The organism is Streptomyces humidus (assembly GCF_014649655.1).
Classification (GTDB): domain Bacteria; phylum Actinomycetota; class Actinomycetes; order Streptomycetales; family Streptomycetaceae; genus Streptomyces; species Streptomyces humidus.
This window is the reverse complement of the sequence record NZ_BMTL01000014.1, coordinates 1-17966: the sequence shown is the minus strand read 5'-3', so window position 1 is coordinate 17966 and position 17966 is coordinate 1. Positions and strand designations below refer to the sequence as shown.

Below are 17966 nucleotides of genomic sequence, written 5' to 3'. Positions count from 1 at the left end.
CGCGGCTGCGCGCGACGCCGGCCGGTCTCAGAGGACGGCCGTCACGGTCCCCGCTCCCACGGTCCGCCCGCCCTCACGCATCGCGAAGCCGAGCCCGGTCTCCAGCGCGACCTCATGGCCCAGCTCGACGGTCACGTCGACCGTGTCCCCGGGCCGCGCGACGGTGATCCCGCCCAGGTCCACGTCCCCGACGACGTCCGCCGTCCGGATGTAGAACTGCGGACGGTACCCGGTCGACAGGGGCGTCGTACGGCCGCCCTCTCGCGTCGACAGGACGTACACCCGCGCCGAGAACCGCCGCCGCGGCGTCACGCTCCCGGGCGCGGCCACGACCTGACCCCGGCGGACGGCGTCGCGCGGCACCCCGCGCAGCAGCAGGGCCACGTTGTCGCCGGCCTGGGCCTCCGTCATCGGCTTGCCGAAGGTCTCCAGGCCGGTGACGACGCTCGCCAGACCCGCGCCGAGCACGTCGACCCGGTCGCCCACCCGCACCGTGCCCCGTTCCACCGCTCCGGTGACCACGGTCCCGCGGCCGGTGATGGTGAGCACGTTCTCCACCGGCAGCAGGAACGGCGCCTCCAGGTAACGCTCGGGGACGGGCACGTAGGTGTCCACCGCGTCGAGCAGCGCCTCGACGGCGCGCGTCCAGCGCGGGTCGCCCTCCAGGGCCTTCAGCCCCGACACCCGCACCACGGGCGCGGCGTCGCCGCCGTAGCCGTGCTCGGTGAGCAGGTCGCGGACCTCCAGCTCGACGAGGTCGATGAGCTCCTCGTCGCCCGCGTCGGCCTTGTTGAGCGCGACCACGATGTGGTCCACCCCCACCTGCCGGGCCAGCAGGACGTGTTCGGCGGTCTGCGGCATGATCCCGTCGAGCGCGGAGACGACGAGGATCGCGCCGTCGAGCTGCGCCGCGCCCGTGACCATGTTCTTGACGTAGTCCGCGTGGCCCGGCATGTCGACGTGCGCGTAGTGCCGGGTGTCGGTCTCGTACTCGACGTGCGCGATGTTGATGGTGATCCCGCGCGCGGCCTCCTCCGGGGCGCGGTCGATGCGGTCGAACGGCACGAAGGAGCCGGTCCCGCGGTCGGCGAGAACCTTGGTGATGGCGGCGGTCAGGGTGGTCTTGCCGTGGTCGACGTGACCCATGGTGCCGATGTTGAGATGCGGCTTGGTCCGTACGTAGGCGGTCTTGGGCATGGCTGTACCTCGAAGCGTGTCCGTGGGAAGGGGGACCCCGAGGAATCGGCCGACCCTCCCCCTGGGGGGTCGGCCGGACGATCCGGGGAGGGTCAGCTTCGGGCGCCGCCGGCAGCGGCCGCGAGCATCGGGACGGCAGCCTTCGGGGCATCCGCGACTGCGGACGCTGCGAGGTGGAAGGCGTGCCGGAACATGAGGCCGATCCTCGTCGACCGTTGGCCGGATGTCGAACTGTTTTCGCCGGATCGGACAGGAGCGGGCAGCGGGCGCGATGACCGGCCCCACCCCGCGCGGCGGGCGGACGAACGGCTACGGCAGGCCGGGGACCGTACCGATGTTCTTCAGGGCCTCACGGACCGTCAGCGGCGCGAACCGGCCCCGCTCGCGGACGAGGAAGGCCCGCACGGCCTCCGGATCGGTCTTGGCGTACTCGCGCAGGCACCAGCCGATGGCCTTGCGGACGAAGAAGTCGGGATGGCCGGACTGGCGCAGGCAGTACGCGAACAGCCGGTCGGCGTCGGTGCGCTCCTTGTGACGCAGTTGGTGGAGCAGGGCGGTGCGGACCACCCACATGTCCTCGTCGACGATCCAGTCGTCCATGTCGGCGGCGAGACCGGGGTCGGCCGCGACCAGGGAGCCGACCACGTGCGCGGCGAGCGGATCGACCGTGTCCCACCAGGACGTGGTGGTGACGAGCCGGCGGGTCACGGGCAGGAACGCCGACGACAGGCGTCCCGCGTGGCGGCGGAGGAAGTCCACGGCGAAGTAGTGGTATTCGCGGTGCGGCAAGGCCCAGCAGCGCAGGGCGATCGCCGTGCAGTCGGCTTCGGCGGGACGGGGCATGCCGGCGAGAACGGCGCGGGACAGGGCCCGGCGGCCGGGGGTGGGCAGCCCGAGGAAGGGGGCCACGTCCTTCATGTACGCGCGCATGGCCGCCGCCCGGCCGGGGTCGGCCGCGCCTTCGTAGGCGGCCGTCAGCCGCTCCAGCACGGTGTCGGCGAGAACGCTGCCCGGCGCGTCGGCCGGGCCCGCGCCTGTGACGGTCATGGGACGAACCATACGGCGATCACATCTGTCCGTCCGTTAGTGTCACGGGATGCTCGATGCCACCACCCGCTCTGGGGGCACCGCCACGGCCTCTCCCCGGGCCGCCGGCACGGACTTCGTCGTTCCGTTGCTCGCGCCTGCTCCCCTCCCCGTCATCGGGACCGTCACCGCGAGCGCCGACGCGCCCGCCGATGCGTCCGCCCTCGCGCACGTCGTCGCGCCCGTCCCCTCCTCGGCTGCCGCTCCCGGCGGCCTCGCCGCGCGCTGCGGCAGAGTGCTCCTGTCGCCCTGGTCCCGGCTGGCGCTGCTGGTCGTTCTGCTGGCGGCCGCCGCGACGAGCGTGCTGCTCTTCGAGCCGCAGAAGCTCCTCGCGGGCGGCTGGCCGGCCCACCTGGGCGGCGCGGCGGCGGCCGCGCTCTTCGCGCTGGCGTACGGGCTGTGCACGGTGGCGTTCGTGCCGAGACCGCTGTTGAACCTGGCCGCCGGCGCGCTGTTCGGCTCGCAGTGGGGCGGCGGCGCGGCGCTGGCCGGCACGGTGCTGGGGGCCGGTATCGCCTTCGGGCTCGGCCGTGTCCTGGGGCAGGACGCGCTGCGGCCCCTGCTGCGCGGCCGGCTCCTCGAGGCGGCGGACGGTCAGCTCAGCCGGCACGGTCTGCGCTCGATGCTGGCGGCCCGGCTGTTCCCGGGGGTGCCTTTCTGGGCCGCGAACTACTGCGCCGCCGTCTCCCGCATGAGCTGGCCGTCCTTCCTCGCGGCGACCGCGCTGGGATCGATCCCGAACACCGCCGCCTACGTCGTCGCCGGGGCCCGGGCCTCGTCCCCGACCTCGCCGGCCTTCCTGATCGCGATGGTCTGCATCGCCCTGCCGGCGCTGGCCGGCGCGGCGGTGGCCTGGCGCAAACGGCACCACCTGCGCCGTCCGTAGCGGACGGTGGCGGCTCCTTCGGCCGCCCCGTCTCTCACGCCTCCAGCTTGCGGATCTGCGCAGAGACGAGCGCCTCGGGCACCTTCGCCGGGGTGCCCGTGCCGCTCGCGGTGCAGAAGAGGACGACCGTGGCGCCGGTGCGCACGACGACGAACGCGTCCGCGCTGTCCCGCTCGGTCTGCAGGCCGAAGGCGACGGCCTCGTCGCCCGCGTCGGGCGCGGTGGCGGCCTCGGCCGTGGTGCGGGCGGGCACCCCGCCCTCGTAGGCCGTGCACTTCTTCAGGGCGGTGCGCAGACGGTCGAGGACGCCCTCCGCGCCGGACCGGTCGTAGGCCATGAGGCCGATGGTGGTGGCCGCGCCGTCCGCGGGGGCCGCGCCGGGAAAGGCGAGGCGGCCCTCGAACGCCTGAGGGCCCGGGTCGGGAGAGGCGGTGCGCATGTCCTCCAACGGCTGGCACGCGGCGGGCCGCGCGGTCGACTCGTCGTCGGGCTTCACGGGGAAGTCGGTGATCTGGTAGCCGTCCACGTCGCCGGCCGTCAGCGCCGCGGACTTCAGCTGAGCCGCTCCGAGCGGTCCGGAGGGAGCCTTGCCCCCCGCGTCCGGAGCCGGACCCGACCGGGAGCCGGAGCCGGAGCCCGTGGCCGCGGCGCCGGAGTCCTTCCCGCCCGAATCGCTCCCGCCGCCGCACCCGGCCACCAGAACCGCCGTGCACAGCGCCGCCGCCGTCACCCTGATCCGCACGTACTGACTCCCCGCTCTCGGAATCGGTCGATCGGATCATTCAAGGGCACGCAGCCGCGGGGATTCGCCGGAACGCCGGAACTACGACGACCGACCGGGCCGGCGATGATGCATCGGGCCCAGGGTCACGCGTACGCGTCCAGCCGCCCGCACATGCCGAACCTCCCGTACTCGGACGGCTCTTCGGCCCGCACGACGGCCTCGGCGAGGTGGGAGACGTCGCCTTCCGCGAGCCGGTCGAGCTGCTCCCCGGTGGCCTCCGCGGCCGCGCGCGCACCGTGCGTCCAGCGCTCGCGCCACTCGGCGAGCCGGGGACGGACGAGCGCGGCGGCGGCCCGGTGGAAGGCGGCCAGGGCCGCCCGGGGGTCCGGCGCCTCGCGCAGCGCCAGGTAGCCCTCCAGCGCGAGGTCGCGCCGGGCGCGGGCGATGCGGGCCTGCTCCTCGCGGGGGGCGTCGGCCGGGACGGCGGTCGCGGCGGCGTACGCCTCGGGGTCGGCGAGGTGCTCCGGCGGCAGGGTGAGGACCGCGTCGCCCGCCTCGGGCAGCCCGCCGTTCTGCATCAGGACGGTGATGCGCAGGTCGGCCTCGTTGACCAGCCGGTGGATCGTGCCCGGCGTGAACCAGGCGACGGTACCGGGCGCGAGGGGCGTCACCCGGTGGCCGGAGGCCGTCAGGGTCTGCACCGCTCCGCGTCCGCGGGTGACGACGTACCCCTCCGAACAGACCAGGTGCATATGGGGGGTTCCGCCGTGCAGACCGTCGGCGGCGGGCCAGTCGTACACGCACAGGTGCGAGACGGCCACCCCGCCGGGCAGTCCGGCGTACGCGCTCACCACGGGTGCGTCCGCAGGTACTCGGCGATCTCCTCCCGCTCCCAGGCCCCGTCGGCCACCACCACCCGGTAGCGGCGGGTGAGCGTGTCGCCGGGGGCCAGCTCCAGTTCGTCGAAGAAGGCCCAGGAGGGGGCGACGCCCGCGAAGGGCTCGTTGCGCACGAACCAGTGGGCGGGGTGGGCCCCTTGAGCGCCGGTGTGGTCGTTCTCGGGGGCGTGCGCGAAGACGAGGGTGGCGTGGCCGTCGACGCCGTCGTGCTCTCCGCCGAGGGCGAGCCACGGGCTCTGCGAGGCCATCAGCCCCGGCCCCTCGCCTTCGGGTCCGATGATCCGGCCGTCCCGGAAGGCGCGCGGTCCGCGCCAGAACAGGCCGGTGTAGCCGGCCATCTCCCGCCCGGCGGTGGTCGGACTGCCGAACCGCAGTGGCTCGTCCCGGCGGTTGGTGACGGCGCTGGTCCAGGTCAGCGCCCAGGAACCGGAGTCGGGCTCGACGTCGTGCACCTCGATGCGGCGCGCCTCCTCCGCCCACAGCTCGCCGCCGGACGGATGCCAGGTCAGCCGCTCGGCGATGACGGCACGGCCCTCGCTCGCCGCGACCTCGTCGAAGCCGGCGTGCGCCATCGACCCGACCCGCTCGGGCAGTTCCCGGTAACCCTCGCCGTGGACGTACGAGTTGCCGCCCCACAGGTTGGCGCCCGACAGGTGCGAGGCGGTCAGCGACAGCCCCTTGTGCCAGCGGTGGTCGTTGGGCCGGTAGTCGGTGACGACGTCGCCGGCGAGGGTCCGCAGCGGGTGGATGTACGGCTTGGGCGCCTCCCAGGCCGCCTCGGGCCGGTAGACGTAGGCCAGCAGTTCGACGCCGGTGCCCGGGTCGGTCACCGTGACGCGGTCGCCGTGGGCGTGCACCAGACGCAGCTCCGCGGTCATGCGGGCACCTCCGCGGACGCCGTGGCCGGCGCCCAGCCCGGGGCGCCGCCGTGCAGGGCCGTGTAATAGGGGTCGCCGGGACCGATCTCGCCGCGCCGCACGGTCGTGTCCGTGAACGCCGACTTGTACAGCGCGGTGATCAGCTCCAGGCTGGTGCGGCCGTCCTCGCCGCTGCTGCGCGGCCGTCGGCCGGCGCGCATACAGGCGACCAGCTCGCGCAGCTGGGCGAGGTGCGAACTGGGCACGTCCGTGCCGAAGTCCGCCCAGGCGGCCGCCTCGTCGCCGGGGACGCCGGGGGCCGGGGTGAGCCGCCAGTCGGCGTTGGAGTGGCCGTACAGGTGGGTGAGTTCGACGGTGGCGCGCTCGCAGTCGACGCGGATGCGGCTGACCTCGTCGGGGCTCAGGACGCTGTTGACCACCGTGGCCAGGGCGCCGCTCTCGAAGCGGAGCAGGGCGGTGGACACGTCCTCCGTCTCCACGTCGTGCACGAGCCGGCCGGCCATGGCCCGCACCTCGCTCCACGGACCGAGGAGGTCGAGCAGCAGGTCCATCTGGTGGATGCCGTGGCCCATCGCCGGGCCGCCGCCCTCGGTCTGCCAGCGACCGCGCCAGGGCACGGCGTAGTAGGCGGCGTCGCGGTACCAGGTGGTCTGGCAGTGGGCGACGAGCGGCCGGCCGAGGGCCTGCCCGGCGAGCAGCCGGCGCACGTGCCGGGCTCCCGAACCGAAGCGGTGCTGGAAGACGATCGAGGAGAAGGGGCCGTCCGGCGTTCCTTCCTCCGCTGCCACCGCGTCGTAGTCGGCCAGGGTCGGCACGGGCGGCTTCTCGCACCACACCCAGGCGCCGGCCCGCAGCGCGGCCACGCTCTGCTCGCGGTGCAGGGTCGGCGGGGTGCAGATGGTCACCAGGTCGGGCCGCTGCTCCGCCAGCATCCGGTCGAGGTCGGTGTAGGCGTTCGGCACGCCGCTTTCCGCGCAGAACGCCCGGACGGCGTTGGCATCGATGTCAACGGCCGCCACGACCTCGGTCTCGCCCTCGGCGGCGAGTTGCCGGAGGGCGGGCAGATGGGAGCCGCGGGCGATGGCGCCCGCGCCGACGACGGCGGCCCGGATCCGGCGGCCGTCGAGCGGACCCGGCGGCGGAGTGGTGGGGGACATGGGCGTGATCAGCACTCCTCCGACGTACGGGCGTGGACCGGGCGGGTCCGGCCAAGCGCGTGGGAAACACGCGGCACGTGTGCGGCACCCGTGCACAGCAAGCGCTTTCCCGTCGGCAGCAACGTATGCGGCGGCCGGGCGGCGGGTCAACCGTCCGGACGTTCCGAGGTGCGGCACGGGAACACGGCCGGCCAACCGCCCGAACGTCCCGGCGCACGGCGCGGAACCCGGTTCGTCGCGCCCCCGCCGAGCCCCTGTGCAGGACCTGTCGCACGAGACCGCTACCCTTTCTTTGCACACCCTTGATCAGATCATTGGGCGCGGCCTTCTGCCGTCGTCGACGCCCCTCTCCGATCGGCACTTGGACTCCGTAACCTCATGTCTTGGTTTGAATCCCTCATCCTCGGACTCGTCCAGGGGCTGACCGAGTTCCTCCCCGTCTCCTCCAGCGCGCATCTGCGGCTGACCGCGGCCTTCTCCGGCTGGGAGGACCCCGGCGCCGCCTTCACGGCGATCACCCAGATCGGCACGGAGGCCGCGGTGCTGATCTACTTCCGCAAGGACATCGGGCGGATCATCGCGGCATGGAGCCGGTCGCTGTTCGACAAGACGATGCGCAAGGACCACGACGCCCAGATGGGCTGGCTGGTCATCGTCGGCTCGATCCCGATCGGGGTGCTGGGCGTGACCCTCAAGGACCAGATCGAGGGCCCCTTCCGCGACCTGCGCATCACGGCCACGATGCTCGTCGTCGTCGGCGTCGTGATAGGCATCGCCGACCGGCTCGCGGCCCGCGACGAGACGGGCGGCAAGCACCGCGCGCCCAAGCAGCGCAAGACCCTGGAGAACCTGGGCGTCAAGGACGGCCTCATATTCGGCCTCTGCCAGGCCTGCGCGCTCATCCCCGGCGTCTCGCGCTCGGGCGCGACCATCAGCGGCGGCCTGTTCATGGGCTACAAGCGCGAGGCCGCGGCCCGTTACTCGTTCCTGCTGGCCATCCCGGCCGTGCTGGCCTCCGGTGTCTTCGAGACGAAGGACGCGCTGGAGGGCGGTCATGTGGCCTGGGGGCCGACGCTGTTCGCGACGGTGATCGCCTTCGCGTCGGGCTACGCCGTCATCGCCTGGTTCATGAAGTTCATCTCCCACAAGAGCTTCATGCCGTTCGTCTGGTACAGGATCGCCCTCGGTGTGGTGGTGATTGTGCTGGTCAGCATGGGTGCGCTGAGCCCGCACGCGGGCGAATCCGGCGGCTGAACCAGGGCCGCGCAGGTAGCGCTGTCTAGCATTTCCTAGCGCCTGATTGCAGCACCACGCCATGATCATCTCCCACTTGTCTCCCACTCATCTCCCACCGTGGAGGCGGGATACGCCCCACTAGGGCATGTGCGTCCGCAACGTAGGGGATGACACGGAAGGGCCCGCACGGACGTGCGGGCCCTTCCGCACAGAGGGTGAAATGGGTCATCTGAGGTTCATGTCCGGCCCAGGCCGCGGCCTTCTCCATGAGGAAACGCAGCCGTTCGTCCACCGTGTCCCAGGCATCGCCGGTGAGGGCGTCCAGCGCGGCGGCCGTGAGGGTGAGCCGGCCGAGGCGTGCCTCCACGTCCTTCACACGTTGCCGTACGGGCCGTTCAAGGCGCTCATGCAGACCGACCCTCGGGCCGGTCACCGTCGCGGCCTCCAGCTCGAATAGCGAGCCGAAGGCTGGGCGTGTTTCGAGGATGCCCCGACCCTGGGAGACCGGGAGCTACACTCCGGGGGTGCGTAGGCCCAGGCGGTCATCTCCTCATGCGTTGGAGTGACTACATCTTCGAAGGCGGGTTCTGGGCTCACGGCACCTACAAGCGCAGTAAACCAATCGCTACCAGACGCGCTAATCCGGGGAACGCGGGGCGAGGTCGCCGTTTCCGCGCTTGACCACCGGTTCACTTCGGGGCCAAGCCTCTGATCTCCGATGTCCATCAAAGCGGACCAAGCCCAACAAACCCCCCGGCTCGTCGGGCAGTTTCTGTGCGTGCGCTCAGGTCAGCGCAGGCCGTCTGTGTCGTCGCACTCTTCGCCGACTGGGAGTGGCTGACGGTCGTCCCCGGGGTCCTCGCTGTAGGTAACCGCGGAGGATGCTTCTTCGAAGGTGATCCTGAGCTGCTCTCCTGACGGAGCACCAATCGGGTAGGCGGGCCGGTCACCCGACCTTCCTACCCGATTGTCACATCGGCGTCTCGCCATGGACATCTTCGAGTTCCAGTGGTGTCTCTGAGGAGACGCTCTGATGCCACCGGCCGGACGCGACCCCTACGCTGATCGTCGAAGCCCCCAGCAAGACACCGATGAGACCCGCCAACGCGCCAGTCGGGACACGCATCGGCCTTCAACCAGACCTCCGACGGCCTCTCACGAGTAGACCCAGTCCCCGATGCGAAGCTTGAGCGTGTAGGGCTCCCCGACCGAGCAGTTGGTGACCACGAACCTCAAGCTCTTGTCGGCCTTTGAAGAGGATCCCGCCATGGTCTATTCCCACCACCAGGCCCTGGTCGATGAGTTCCGGCTTCGCGCCAAGGCGCAGGACCGCGTGCCGACTGCCGCCCAGGAACTCGCAGAGCAGTACCCGGCCGTGACCGAGGAGCTGAAGAACACCAGGCAACAGCTGGCAAGGGAAAGAAAGTTGACCGCCTACCCGCGGCGAACCACCGTGGAGCTGGCGATCGAGGTGGTGAACCTGCGCCGCGACCAGGAGGACGCCGCCGGCGCCACGGTGGTGCCGATGCCGCGACGGCGTGGGCCCGGCCGCAGGTTTCCGCCAGCGGGCCCGGACAGCTGAACAGCCAGAGAGGCCCCGACCTGCACGAGCGATTCTTCTGGAGGGCGGCCATCGATCACATTCGGCGCGGAATAATTTGGGCTGCTATCCTGAGGTGAAAATCGGAGCGCTGTTCTGAGGCGTGGGTTGAGGCCGGAGGAGGTGAAGGCATGGTCGGCACGCAAGCCCACCCCGGGATGCTCGTCCTGCTGCGCGAGTCTCGCGGGCTCACACAGGCGGAGGTCTGCGCGGCCATGTCCAAGGCATCTCCCATGGGAGCGACGGCAGTGTCGCAGGGATACGTGAGCCGGGCGGAGTCCGGGCGACTCGCCGTTTGTGACGACCGGCTGGCGTGGTATGCGGCCGCGCTCGGCTACCCGCAGGACCTACTCTGTCTGGATCCACAGGTGGGAGGGGTGGGCGTCGGACTGATCCATCACCGCAAGAAGGCCGCCCTGTCCGCCTCCGCGCTGCGCCAGGTGCACGCTCAACTGGCCCTCACCAAAGTGCAGTTGCGAGGAATCACGTCGGCGGCACAAGTTTCTGATGAAGCATCTGGGTTCGTGCGCGTGCTGTTGTCCACGCTCACGACCCCGAAGGACGTCGCCCGCCAAGTGCGCAAGGCGTGGGGGCTGGCCCCGGGACCCGTTCCAGATGTGATCGAGGCGGTCGAGAATGCCGGAGGGCTGGTAGCCGTACGGGATCTCGGCAGTGATCTGCTGGACGCCGTCAGCCAGTGGGACGAGGCCGGGCCCCCACTGCTCCTGGTCAACGGCCGGGCGCCCGGCGACCGTTGCCGGTTCAGCGTCGCCCATGAACTCGGCCACCTGATCATGCACGGGGAGCCCGGCACCGGGTCCCAGCAGGAGAAGCAGGCCGACGCCTTCGCGGCAGAACTCCTCATGCCTGCCGCGGATATCCGGAACGCTTTCAAGGGCGGCGTCGATCTGCAACGGCTCATGGAACTCAAGCGGACCTGGCGGGTGTCCATGAGTGCTCTGCTGCGCCGCGCCCTTGACTTGAACGCGCTGACCGAGTGGCAGCACCGCACCCTTGTCATCGAGATGTCCGCACTCGGCTACCGCACGGCCGAACCCGTAGAGATCCCTCGCGAGCAGCCCCGGACCGTCCCCGCACTCGTACGAACATTGCTCGACGAGCGCGGGCTTACTCTCGAATCGGCAGCCGCCTGCGCCCGGTTGCTGCCCGAGGACTTCCAGCACTTGTACGTCGAAGGTCACCGCACGTCACCGTTGCCGTCGCATTGAAGGACCGTCCATGACTGACCCTTCCGCCGTCCCGTCCCGTCCTCGCCCTTCTGACTCCGCATCGGACGGCATGGCCCTCCTGCGCGGCCGCATGCTGATCCAGACTCGCCCCACACTCGTCAAGGGGGTCTCGGAGCAGATCGCCCCCAGTCTCAGCGGCCTGCTCCTGTGTGGCGACAAGGCTGCGCGGACGGCGCAGCGGATGCGGCGGGAGGAGGGGTACAGCGGGGTCCTGCTCGCTGATCCGGCCTGCTACGAATCGGTTTCCGCCACCGAGGAGGCTCCGTTCCCCGAGAACAAGCCGGCCGGGTTCTTCATGAATGACCCGCTGGAGGTCTCCCTCTCCCGGCAGCGAGCGGCCGGCGTCACCGCGCCGATCACCCCGACCGGCTACATCCATGCCGAGGACTCCGACGCGCTCCGAGCTGCGGTCCTCCGCATGGATGGACTCGGCGATCCTTCGGTGATTTTTGCGGTGCCGGTCGACGTGGCGTGGCTCCGGAACGAGGAGTCGACTCGACAGCTGATCGGCTTTCTGCAGATGGTCCGAGGGCCCAAGGCGATCATGCTGGGCGGGCAGATGGACCCGCTCGCACGGTACGCGAAAGCAGTCGCTCATTTGCGCATGCTGATCGCCGAGGTGCCGGACGCCGCGCTGGCCCGTGCCGACCTCGCCGCCTTCGGCGCCCTGGCGTCCGGCGCCCTCTTCACCGCCTTCGGTGGGAGCAGCGGCCTCCGGCACATCGTGGCTCCCGGAGAGAAGGCGCAGACGAGTAGGAAAGGGGGCGGCGGCCCCACTGCGCCGCATGTGCTTCACCCCGAGCTGATGGACTTCTACCTGGGGGACAACCTGGCGGACAAGTACGGTGGCGCTCCCGCGCCTATCTGCGAGTGCTACGCCTGCGAAGGCCGGTCCCTGGACATCTTCATCAGCAACCACACGCCCCTGCCCGCGCAGGCCGCCGCTCACAACATCGCCGTGCTCATGGGCTGGCTCCGCGACCTCTGCGCGATTCCCGCGGGGATCAAACGGGAACAGTGGTGGCACAACCGATGCCGCAGCGCCGTCGACCAGTACCCGTTGGTGAACGCCACCCTCCGGCAGCCCAATGCCTTCAAGGTGCCCGAGCAGCTCGACCGGTGGGCACTGGCCGCGCCGGATTCTGTCCCTGCCGCCCTCGAAGCCCCGCGTACTCAGCACACCCGCTGATACAGCTCCTCCACGAACCGCCAGGCCGCCGCGGTATGCCTCTGCGGCCGGTAGGACTCGGGTTCCAGGGCCATCTCGATCTGGTCCCCCATGTCGATGAGGACTCCGATGCCGTAGAAGTCCGCTTCCGCCAGCACCTCGTCCAGGCGCGCGGGACGGCGGCTGAGCAGCATGGCCCGACGGCAGAACGGGGCGAACCGGCCTGCTCTCTCCAGTCCCTGGCGCCACCCGGCCGCCGGAACCACGGCGAGATCCACCTGCAGAGGGCGCACCGCACGCCGCGTCACCGTCCGGCGGTCCCGGTCCGCCGCTCCGGTTGGCAAGGAACGAAGTGCCCGCCTTTCGTGCTGGTTCAGTGAGGCCAACGGAACGGGCATGCCGACCGGAAGCGACAACAGCGTCTCCAGCGGGTGCCGCCGATCCAGGCGTTCCGCGCCGACCTCTCGGCGGCGCTCGTCCTCGGCAGGGTCGAGGCGGTAGAAGAACAACGCTTTTTCTCCCATGACCTGGGTAAACGCAGTCTTCCCGCCCTGCTCCACAAGCTGGGCGGACACCGTCTTCACCGAGCTGTCGAGCACGGAACCTACCGAGGTCATCATGGTCTCCACCCTGCCTCACCCGGCCGTGACCGCAAACACCGGCCCCGTCGGCTATCCAACCTGTTCCGTTCCTGCCACCGCTGCCAAACGACGCAAGAGGCCCTCGAGGTACTGCCATAGCTCGTTGTCGTTGCTGCGTCGGTAGTGCTTGCGCCGCTCCCCGGGATCCTGCGGCAGCTGCAAGGCCAGCCCAGCCTGCACCAGCGCCCGGATCGGCGCCTGATAGAGGCTGGCGGAGATCCCGTAGGAAGCCGCCAGATCTCCCATGCAGACACCCCGGTCATCGGCCTGGGCGAGCGCGAGCAGTACTTCCGCCCGATAGCGGTTCCCGAAGAGGCTCCCCGAGAGCTCGCGCGTCCCCTCAGGTGGGCTTTGAAACATGATTCATGATTCGTTTATCACGTCTCATATGTCAACCCTGCACCTGCCGAGAAACTCATCCGTCCTGGTGGAGGCTGGCGTACGGGTGGTGTCGAGCGCGGGCGCTTGGGCGGGAGCTCTGGGGCGCCTGGTGAGTGCCCCGGCAGGATGATCTGTCGTGCTGCTGCGACTGACCTTGCGCTTGCCGAATACCTCCGGTCCGCAGGTTCGGCCGCACCCGATATAGGCGCTCGGGCTGTCCCCGCGACGGGGCCGGCCTCAGCACTTGCTGTCGAACAGGTACTGCGCCATCTCGGAGGTGTCGACGGAGGGGTCTTCAACGGTGATGTCGAGGAGGCCGGCCACGGGCTCGGTGCCCTCCTCGATCATGGTGTCGCAGATGAGCTGCTGGGTGTCCGGATCGACGGAGTCCCACGCGGTGTCGTAGACCGCCTCATTGGCCGCGCTGGTCAGAATGTCGTCCTTGTGATTGGCGAGTACGTCACCGACGGCGGCGACGTACTCGTCGTTGTTCAGGCCGATGCAGGGGGCTTCGTCGGAGGCATCGTGGACGTTGTCCTCGGCGTAGTTCTTCTCGAGGAGTTCCTTGCAGTCCTCAGCGGTGGAGACAGGTTCCTCGGCGGTCGTGGAGGCCGGGGCGGATGTCGTGGCACTTGGGGCGGCGCTGTCGTTGGAGTCGGAGCAGCTGGCCAGCAGCAGCATGGTGGCGGCGAGTGCAGTGGCGTACAGGGTGGTGCGGGTCTTCAAGGTCCCCCCAGGGATGGTGCGGCGCTGATGAGCGGCGCCTGGTGTGTACGGGTACGACTCGCGTGGGGGCTGCACGGTTGCGTTACCGGTGGGTTCGCTATTGGCGTGCAAAGGCCCCGCTGCCGACGACGGGTGAATCCTGGCTCTTCCAAGATTTCCGTGAAGCCGGTCATGCTTACGTGCGCCGGTGACGCTCCGTCACGGATGGTGCGATGCTCGGTCAGTGTGGGGAGTTGCTGAAGACTGTGTTTCCGCACCTCGGCAGGGTGCTGGTGCCAACGCAAGGACCTGCCGCCGTACGATCCGAGCCCAAAGAGCAGCCCCGGCACGCTGTTCGACGGGTTGAGCCAGGCAAGCCACCTACACCATTGGCTGACCTCAACACGACCAGGTTCGGGTGGTGGAACCCGAACGGGCGACGGGAAGCGCTCCGAGCCTATTCATCGGCCCTACCTTGGGGTCTGCCCGTAGCTCGTCGAGGTGGAGCCGAAGCTCGTGAAGTACACGCTGACTGAACAGCAGGCTGCCATGTTCCGCCAGATCGCTGCAGCGTCCAGTGCCGTGCCCATCGCTCCCAAGAGTTCGAACACGGCTTGGGCTCTTGAGCAGCGTGGGCTGATCAAGCGGAGCTGGCGCGGTAGCGGGCACGTCGCAGTGGTGACGTCGGACGGCCGCTACTTCCTCAAACATGGCAAGCATCCCAAGGAGGTCCAAGCCGAGAAGGAGCGCTTGGCCGGTGATGCCGAACAGGCCGAGCGCGCTCCTGCCGACGGAGCCGAGCTGATCGCTCGACTGCAGTCCGCGACTATCTGGAAGCTCACCGTCCCTGATCCGGGCCCGCAGACCCGGGGGCGGTGGCGGGCGGCCTTCTACGACGCGCTCCATCACGATCACGTGCCAGGAGAGCTCAAGCTGCGCTGGACCGGACGGCAGCGTGGCGACTGCGTCTTCACGTTGGTCTACGAGGAAGCCGAGAAGGCTGCGCAACCGCCGCCGGTGCCGACCATCGATGTCCCCGACGTGCTGGGCCGTCCTCATCAGCTCGTCCGGGCGACGCGCAAGGCCCTCGGCAGGTCCAAGACCGTAGTCGACACCCGCGGGACGCCCGAGGTCATTTCTCTGCATGTGTCACGGGAGCAGGTGGACCGTGCCCTGCGAATCATGCACGCGCTCCTGACCGAGGCGGAAAGCCGCGGCTACCAGGTGGAGACCCGAACCGAACATCATCGCGGCCAGGCCGTACACCAGATGGTCATGGTCATCGTCATCCGCGGACACGCGCTCCCGCTCGCGATCACAGAGCAGACGACCAAGGTGCCGCACGAGCCGAGCACTCAGGAGATCCGCCAACAGCAACGCAATCCCTGGACTCGTATCCCCAAGTACGACCACGAGTTCAACGGACGCCTCGAACTCGGTGCGCCTGCCAGAAGCTGGTACCAGAATTCGTACACCTACAGGGACAGCGCACGGTGGACACTGGAGTCCCGCCTGGGGCACCTTCTGCAGGATCTCGAACAGCGTGCCGCGGCGGCCGAACGCCGGCAGCGGGAAGAGGAACTCCGCAAGGCCGAGCAGCGACGCCGCTGGTACGCGGCTGTTGCGCAGGCACGGGAGCGGCAAGTTGAGCGGCATCGAGAGAAAGTCCTGGTCGAGCAGGTGGAGGCACGGCATCGGGCCGCCGAGATCCGCGCCTTCTGCCGCGCGGCCCGCACGAGAGCCGACGGCGCGTCCGCTGCGGCGGAGGAATTGGAGTGGCTGCAGTGGGCTGAGGCGTACGCAGACCGGATTGATCCACTGTGCGCGCAGCTGGTGACTCCGCCGGATCCCCCAGCCAGCCGTGAGGCTCTGCGCGCACTCCTTCAGGGCGATCTCTACGCCCATCCCTGGCCGTTCGACAGCAAGGGTCGCTGGACACCGCCCGAAGAGGAGGTCGCACAGCGCCCCTGATCAGGGCGACGCCTCCGCCCTGTCCGTAAGGTGACAGGGCGGAGAATCATTCATGCGGCGATGGTGAGCGGAACGTCCACGCGCTCCCCGCCACCAATAACGGCCTTGTGCGCGTCCGGTTGAAGGTGTAACGGTGGAGTCGGGTATTGGAACTCCGCGAATGCCTCGGCCAAGAGCGGCGCAGGGAGGTAGGTGCCGGTGCCCGGAGTTCGCCTGCACAACGCCGGGCAGGGGCGCCGACCGTCAGCTGGAGCCACGCGTCGCTTGATGCGAGCTCACCAGGCCCCGGGGGGGGCCAAACCTGTCGATCACACCATTGCCCCATAGGTAAAACACCCAGTGACCTCCGAAACACCCGTCTATCGGTGCGCAGAAGCGCCCGTACGTCGAGTCCTTGGTTATGTGAACTGTCAAGCTGTCGCAGGAGGTCGACTGTCGCAGGCATTGAGGCAATAGGCGACGCGAGGTCAACCATTGACGTATGGTTGACCTCATGACAACTAATATTAGGCCGTTCCGTCGTATCGGCGGAGTCTCGGAAGTGGCGGCTGAGCTCGGAGTCAGTCGGCAGCAGGTCGCCAAGCTCCGTCAGAGCGATGATTTCCCGGCCCCGGTGGCCTCCCTCAGCGCTGGCGACATCTGGGATCTGGACATCATCCGGCGGTGGGGAAGCAGTGGTCTGAGGCGTGGGGCGGGGCGCCCCGCACCCGTTGGGCAGCCTCGTTCGGTCGGGCGCCGATTCGAACTCGGGGCAGAGATCGATGGCGGCGGGTTCGCCGTCGTGTTCGGCGCGCGAGACCTTGAGGCGGGTGATGACGATCAGGTGGCCGTAAAGGTCCTGCAGCAGACGCATGCACTCGACGTGGAGACTGTTGCTCGGTTCGAGCGGGAACTCCGCCTGATGTCCACGTTCGGCCATGCAAACGTCATGAAGCTGCTGGCGAGCGGGAAAGATGAAGACCTGGGCCTGTGGTATGCAATGCCGCTAGCCCGAGGCATCCTCTCCGACGAAGTCGGCAGCGTCATGAAGGCCGAGGACGTGGCTGCCGTGATGCGGAACATCTGCGCCGGACTTGCATATATTCACAGTCAAGGGATTCTTCATCGCGATCTGAAGCCGGGGAACGTGCTGCGAACTCCTGATGGGGTTTGGGCTATTGCTGATTTCGGGCTCGCGCGAGTAGTGGAGGAGAGTGGTCTCCTCACCTCCACCTTCGACGGCTTTGGAACCCGATTTTATGTTGCCCCTGAGCAGTGGAGGGATGCCAAGCATGTTGATGAGCGCGCGGACATCTATTCCGCAGGCAAGATCATGCAGGCGCTTCTGACGGGTGGCACCCCGGTGGACGACGTTGTGCCGGCCGGACCGCTGCGGGGCGTGATCCAGCGTGCGATCTCCCAGGATCGCGGCCAGCGCCATGCCAGTGCGACCGAGTTGCTGGCGGCCATCGAATCGGCGGTCGCCCCGGCGCCGACCGGGCGATGGGAAACCGCCGAGGAGAAGGCGGGACGCCTGCGCCCCCGCCTCAAGGCCGGTCGTGTCGTGGATGAAGCCGCCCTCGACGAGTTCGTTCGCTGGGCAGACGAGCTGGACTTCAGTGACGACGAGGACATGGGGGAATTTTCCTGGGCCCTTAGCGCCCTGCCGTCGGATTCAGTGGAGTGGTGGTGGCAGCAGAACCCCGCAGGCTTCACCGGCATCTTCCAGGCGTTCGCGAGTTGCCTGGAGGGGTCCTTTGATTTCGGAATGTGCGACATCCTTGCGGATTTTGCTCGCCGTGCTGTCGTAGCCACGGGTGATGCGATCATTCTCCGAGAGGCCGTCCGTGGGCTTGCCCATCTGGGCACTAACCATAATCGTTGGCATGTGCGTGATGTTGCCGTCGATATTCTACAGAAAATCCGAACGCCCGAGGACGCGGTCGCCGCTCTCGAAGGACTCCGCATGGCTGGACAACCGTTCATCGAGTGGACTGTGGGCAGTGCGGTAATCCGAACCCTGCATCCCGTGCTGCGAAGCGGTCTCGGTACTTTCATCGATTCCGACGACGACTGACGACCGACGGACAGGCGCGAGCGTGATCGACTAACCTCGATCTTTCTTGACGGTCCACCGACGGAGTCGGCGGACCGTTTCGCTTTCGGTGGCTGAGGGCGGGCAGGCCGCTAGCCCGAGTGTCGCCTCGG

The 17966-nt window shown here is 69.3% G+C and carries 16 protein-coding genes; 7 read left to right on the top strand and 9 right to left on the bottom strand.

What is annotated here, in order from left to right; translation table 11 throughout:
• Window positions 1-27: 27 nt before the first annotated feature.
• Both tuf and IE239_RS17725 read right to left on the bottom strand, forming a co-directional pair.
• Window positions 28-1197: an elongation factor Tu gene (gene tuf, locus IE239_RS17730; RefSeq protein WP_190150313.1), complete on the bottom strand. Its 1170-nt coding sequence runs from the start codon at window positions 1195-1197 to the stop codon at window positions 28-30.
• A 309-nt stretch (window positions 1198-1506) separates the two neighbouring features.
• Window positions 1507-2244 (bottom strand): DNA alkylation repair protein, encoded by a 738-nt coding sequence (locus IE239_RS17725; RefSeq protein WP_190150312.1) that lies wholly within the window; start codon window positions 2242-2244, stop codon window positions 1507-1509.
• A gap of 49 nt (window positions 2245-2293) precedes the next feature.
• Here IE239_RS17725 and IE239_RS17720 point away from each other — a divergent pair, with 49 nt between their 5' ends.
• Window positions 2294-3169 (top strand): TVP38/TMEM64 family protein, encoded by an 876-nt coding sequence (locus IE239_RS17720; protein ID WP_190150311.1) that lies wholly within the window; start codon window positions 2294-2296, stop codon window positions 3167-3169.
• A gap of 34 nt (window positions 3170-3203) precedes the next feature.
• Here the strand turns inward: IE239_RS17720 and IE239_RS17715 are convergent, their stop codons facing one another.
• From IE239_RS17715 to IE239_RS17700, 4 genes are all read right to left on the bottom strand, one after another.
• Complete coding sequence (locus IE239_RS17715; RefSeq protein ID WP_190150310.1) at window positions 3204-3911, bottom strand: hypothetical protein; 708 nt, start codon at window positions 3909-3911, stop codon at window positions 3204-3206.
• Between the two features lie 125 nt (window positions 3912-4036).
• Window positions 4037-4747, bottom strand: coding sequence for a cupin domain-containing protein (locus IE239_RS17710; protein WP_190150309.1), 711 nt, complete (start codon window positions 4745-4747; stop codon window positions 4037-4039).
• Window positions 4741-5670, bottom strand: a complete 930-nt coding sequence (locus tag IE239_RS17705; protein ID WP_190150308.1) for a DUF6807 domain-containing protein — start codon at window positions 5668-5670, stop codon at window positions 4741-4743. Before IE239_RS17705 ends, IE239_RS17710 begins: the two co-directional genes overlap by 7 nt.
• Entirely contained in the window at window positions 5667-6827 is a 1161-nt protein-coding gene (locus tag IE239_RS17700; RefSeq protein ID WP_190150307.1) for a Gfo/Idh/MocA family protein, read from the bottom strand. The genes IE239_RS17705 and IE239_RS17700 overlap by 4 nt, the downstream gene beginning before the upstream one ends.
• Before the next feature lie 378 nt (window positions 6828-7205).
• Here IE239_RS17700 and IE239_RS17695 point away from each other — a divergent pair, with 378 nt between their 5' ends.
• The 4 genes from IE239_RS17695 to IE239_RS17680 all read left to right on the top strand — a co-directional run bounded on the left by IE239_RS17695 (window position 7206) and on the right by IE239_RS17680 (window position 12102).
• Window positions 7206-8081, top strand: coding sequence for an undecaprenyl-diphosphate phosphatase (locus IE239_RS17695; protein ID WP_190150306.1), 876 nt, complete (start codon window positions 7206-7208; stop codon window positions 8079-8081).
• 1201 nt (window positions 8082-9282) lie between these two features.
• Entirely contained in the window at window positions 9283-9645 is a 363-nt protein-coding gene (locus tag IE239_RS17690; RefSeq protein ID WP_190150305.1) for a hypothetical protein, read from the top strand.
• Window positions 9646-9794: 149 nt separating this feature from the next.
• Window positions 9795-10892 carry an XRE family transcriptional regulator gene (locus tag IE239_RS17685; protein WP_190150304.1) on the top strand — a complete coding sequence of 366 codons (1098 nt, stop codon included), beginning with the start codon at window positions 9795-9797 and terminating at the stop codon, window positions 10890-10892.
• A gap of 10 nt (window positions 10893-10902) precedes the next feature.
• Window positions 10903-12102, top strand: coding sequence for a hypothetical protein (locus tag IE239_RS17680; protein ID WP_190150303.1), 1200 nt, complete (start codon window positions 10903-10905; stop codon window positions 12100-12102).
• Here IE239_RS17680 and IE239_RS17675 read toward each other — a convergent pair.
• From IE239_RS17675 to IE239_RS17665, 3 genes are all read right to left on the bottom strand, one after another.
• Window positions 12087-12680: a hypothetical protein gene (locus tag IE239_RS17675; RefSeq protein ID WP_190150302.1), complete on the bottom strand. Its 594-nt coding sequence runs from the start codon at window positions 12678-12680 to the stop codon at window positions 12087-12089. The genes IE239_RS17680 and IE239_RS17675 overlap by 16 nt on opposite strands.
• Before the next feature lie 72 nt (window positions 12681-12752).
• Complete coding sequence (locus IE239_RS17670; protein ID WP_190150301.1) at window positions 12753-13082, bottom strand: helix-turn-helix transcriptional regulator; 330 nt, start codon at window positions 13080-13082, stop codon at window positions 12753-12755.
• A 258-nt stretch (window positions 13083-13340) separates the two neighbouring features.
• Window positions 13341-13829, bottom strand: a complete 489-nt coding sequence (locus IE239_RS17665) for a hypothetical protein (protein WP_190150300.1) — start codon at window positions 13827-13829, stop codon at window positions 13341-13343.
• Window positions 13830-14324: 495 nt separating this feature from the next.
• Here IE239_RS17665 and IE239_RS17660 point away from each other — a divergent pair, with 495 nt between their 5' ends.
• Both IE239_RS17660 and IE239_RS17655 read left to right on the top strand, forming a co-directional pair.
• Entirely contained in the window at window positions 14325-15779 is a 1455-nt protein-coding gene (locus IE239_RS17660) for a hypothetical protein (protein WP_229878155.1), read from the top strand.
• A gap of 481 nt (window positions 15780-16260) precedes the next feature.
• Complete coding sequence (locus IE239_RS17655; protein WP_190150299.1) at window positions 16261-17835, top strand: serine/threonine-protein kinase; 1575 nt, start codon at window positions 16261-16263, stop codon at window positions 17833-17835.
• Window positions 17836-17966: the final 131 nt, after the last annotated feature.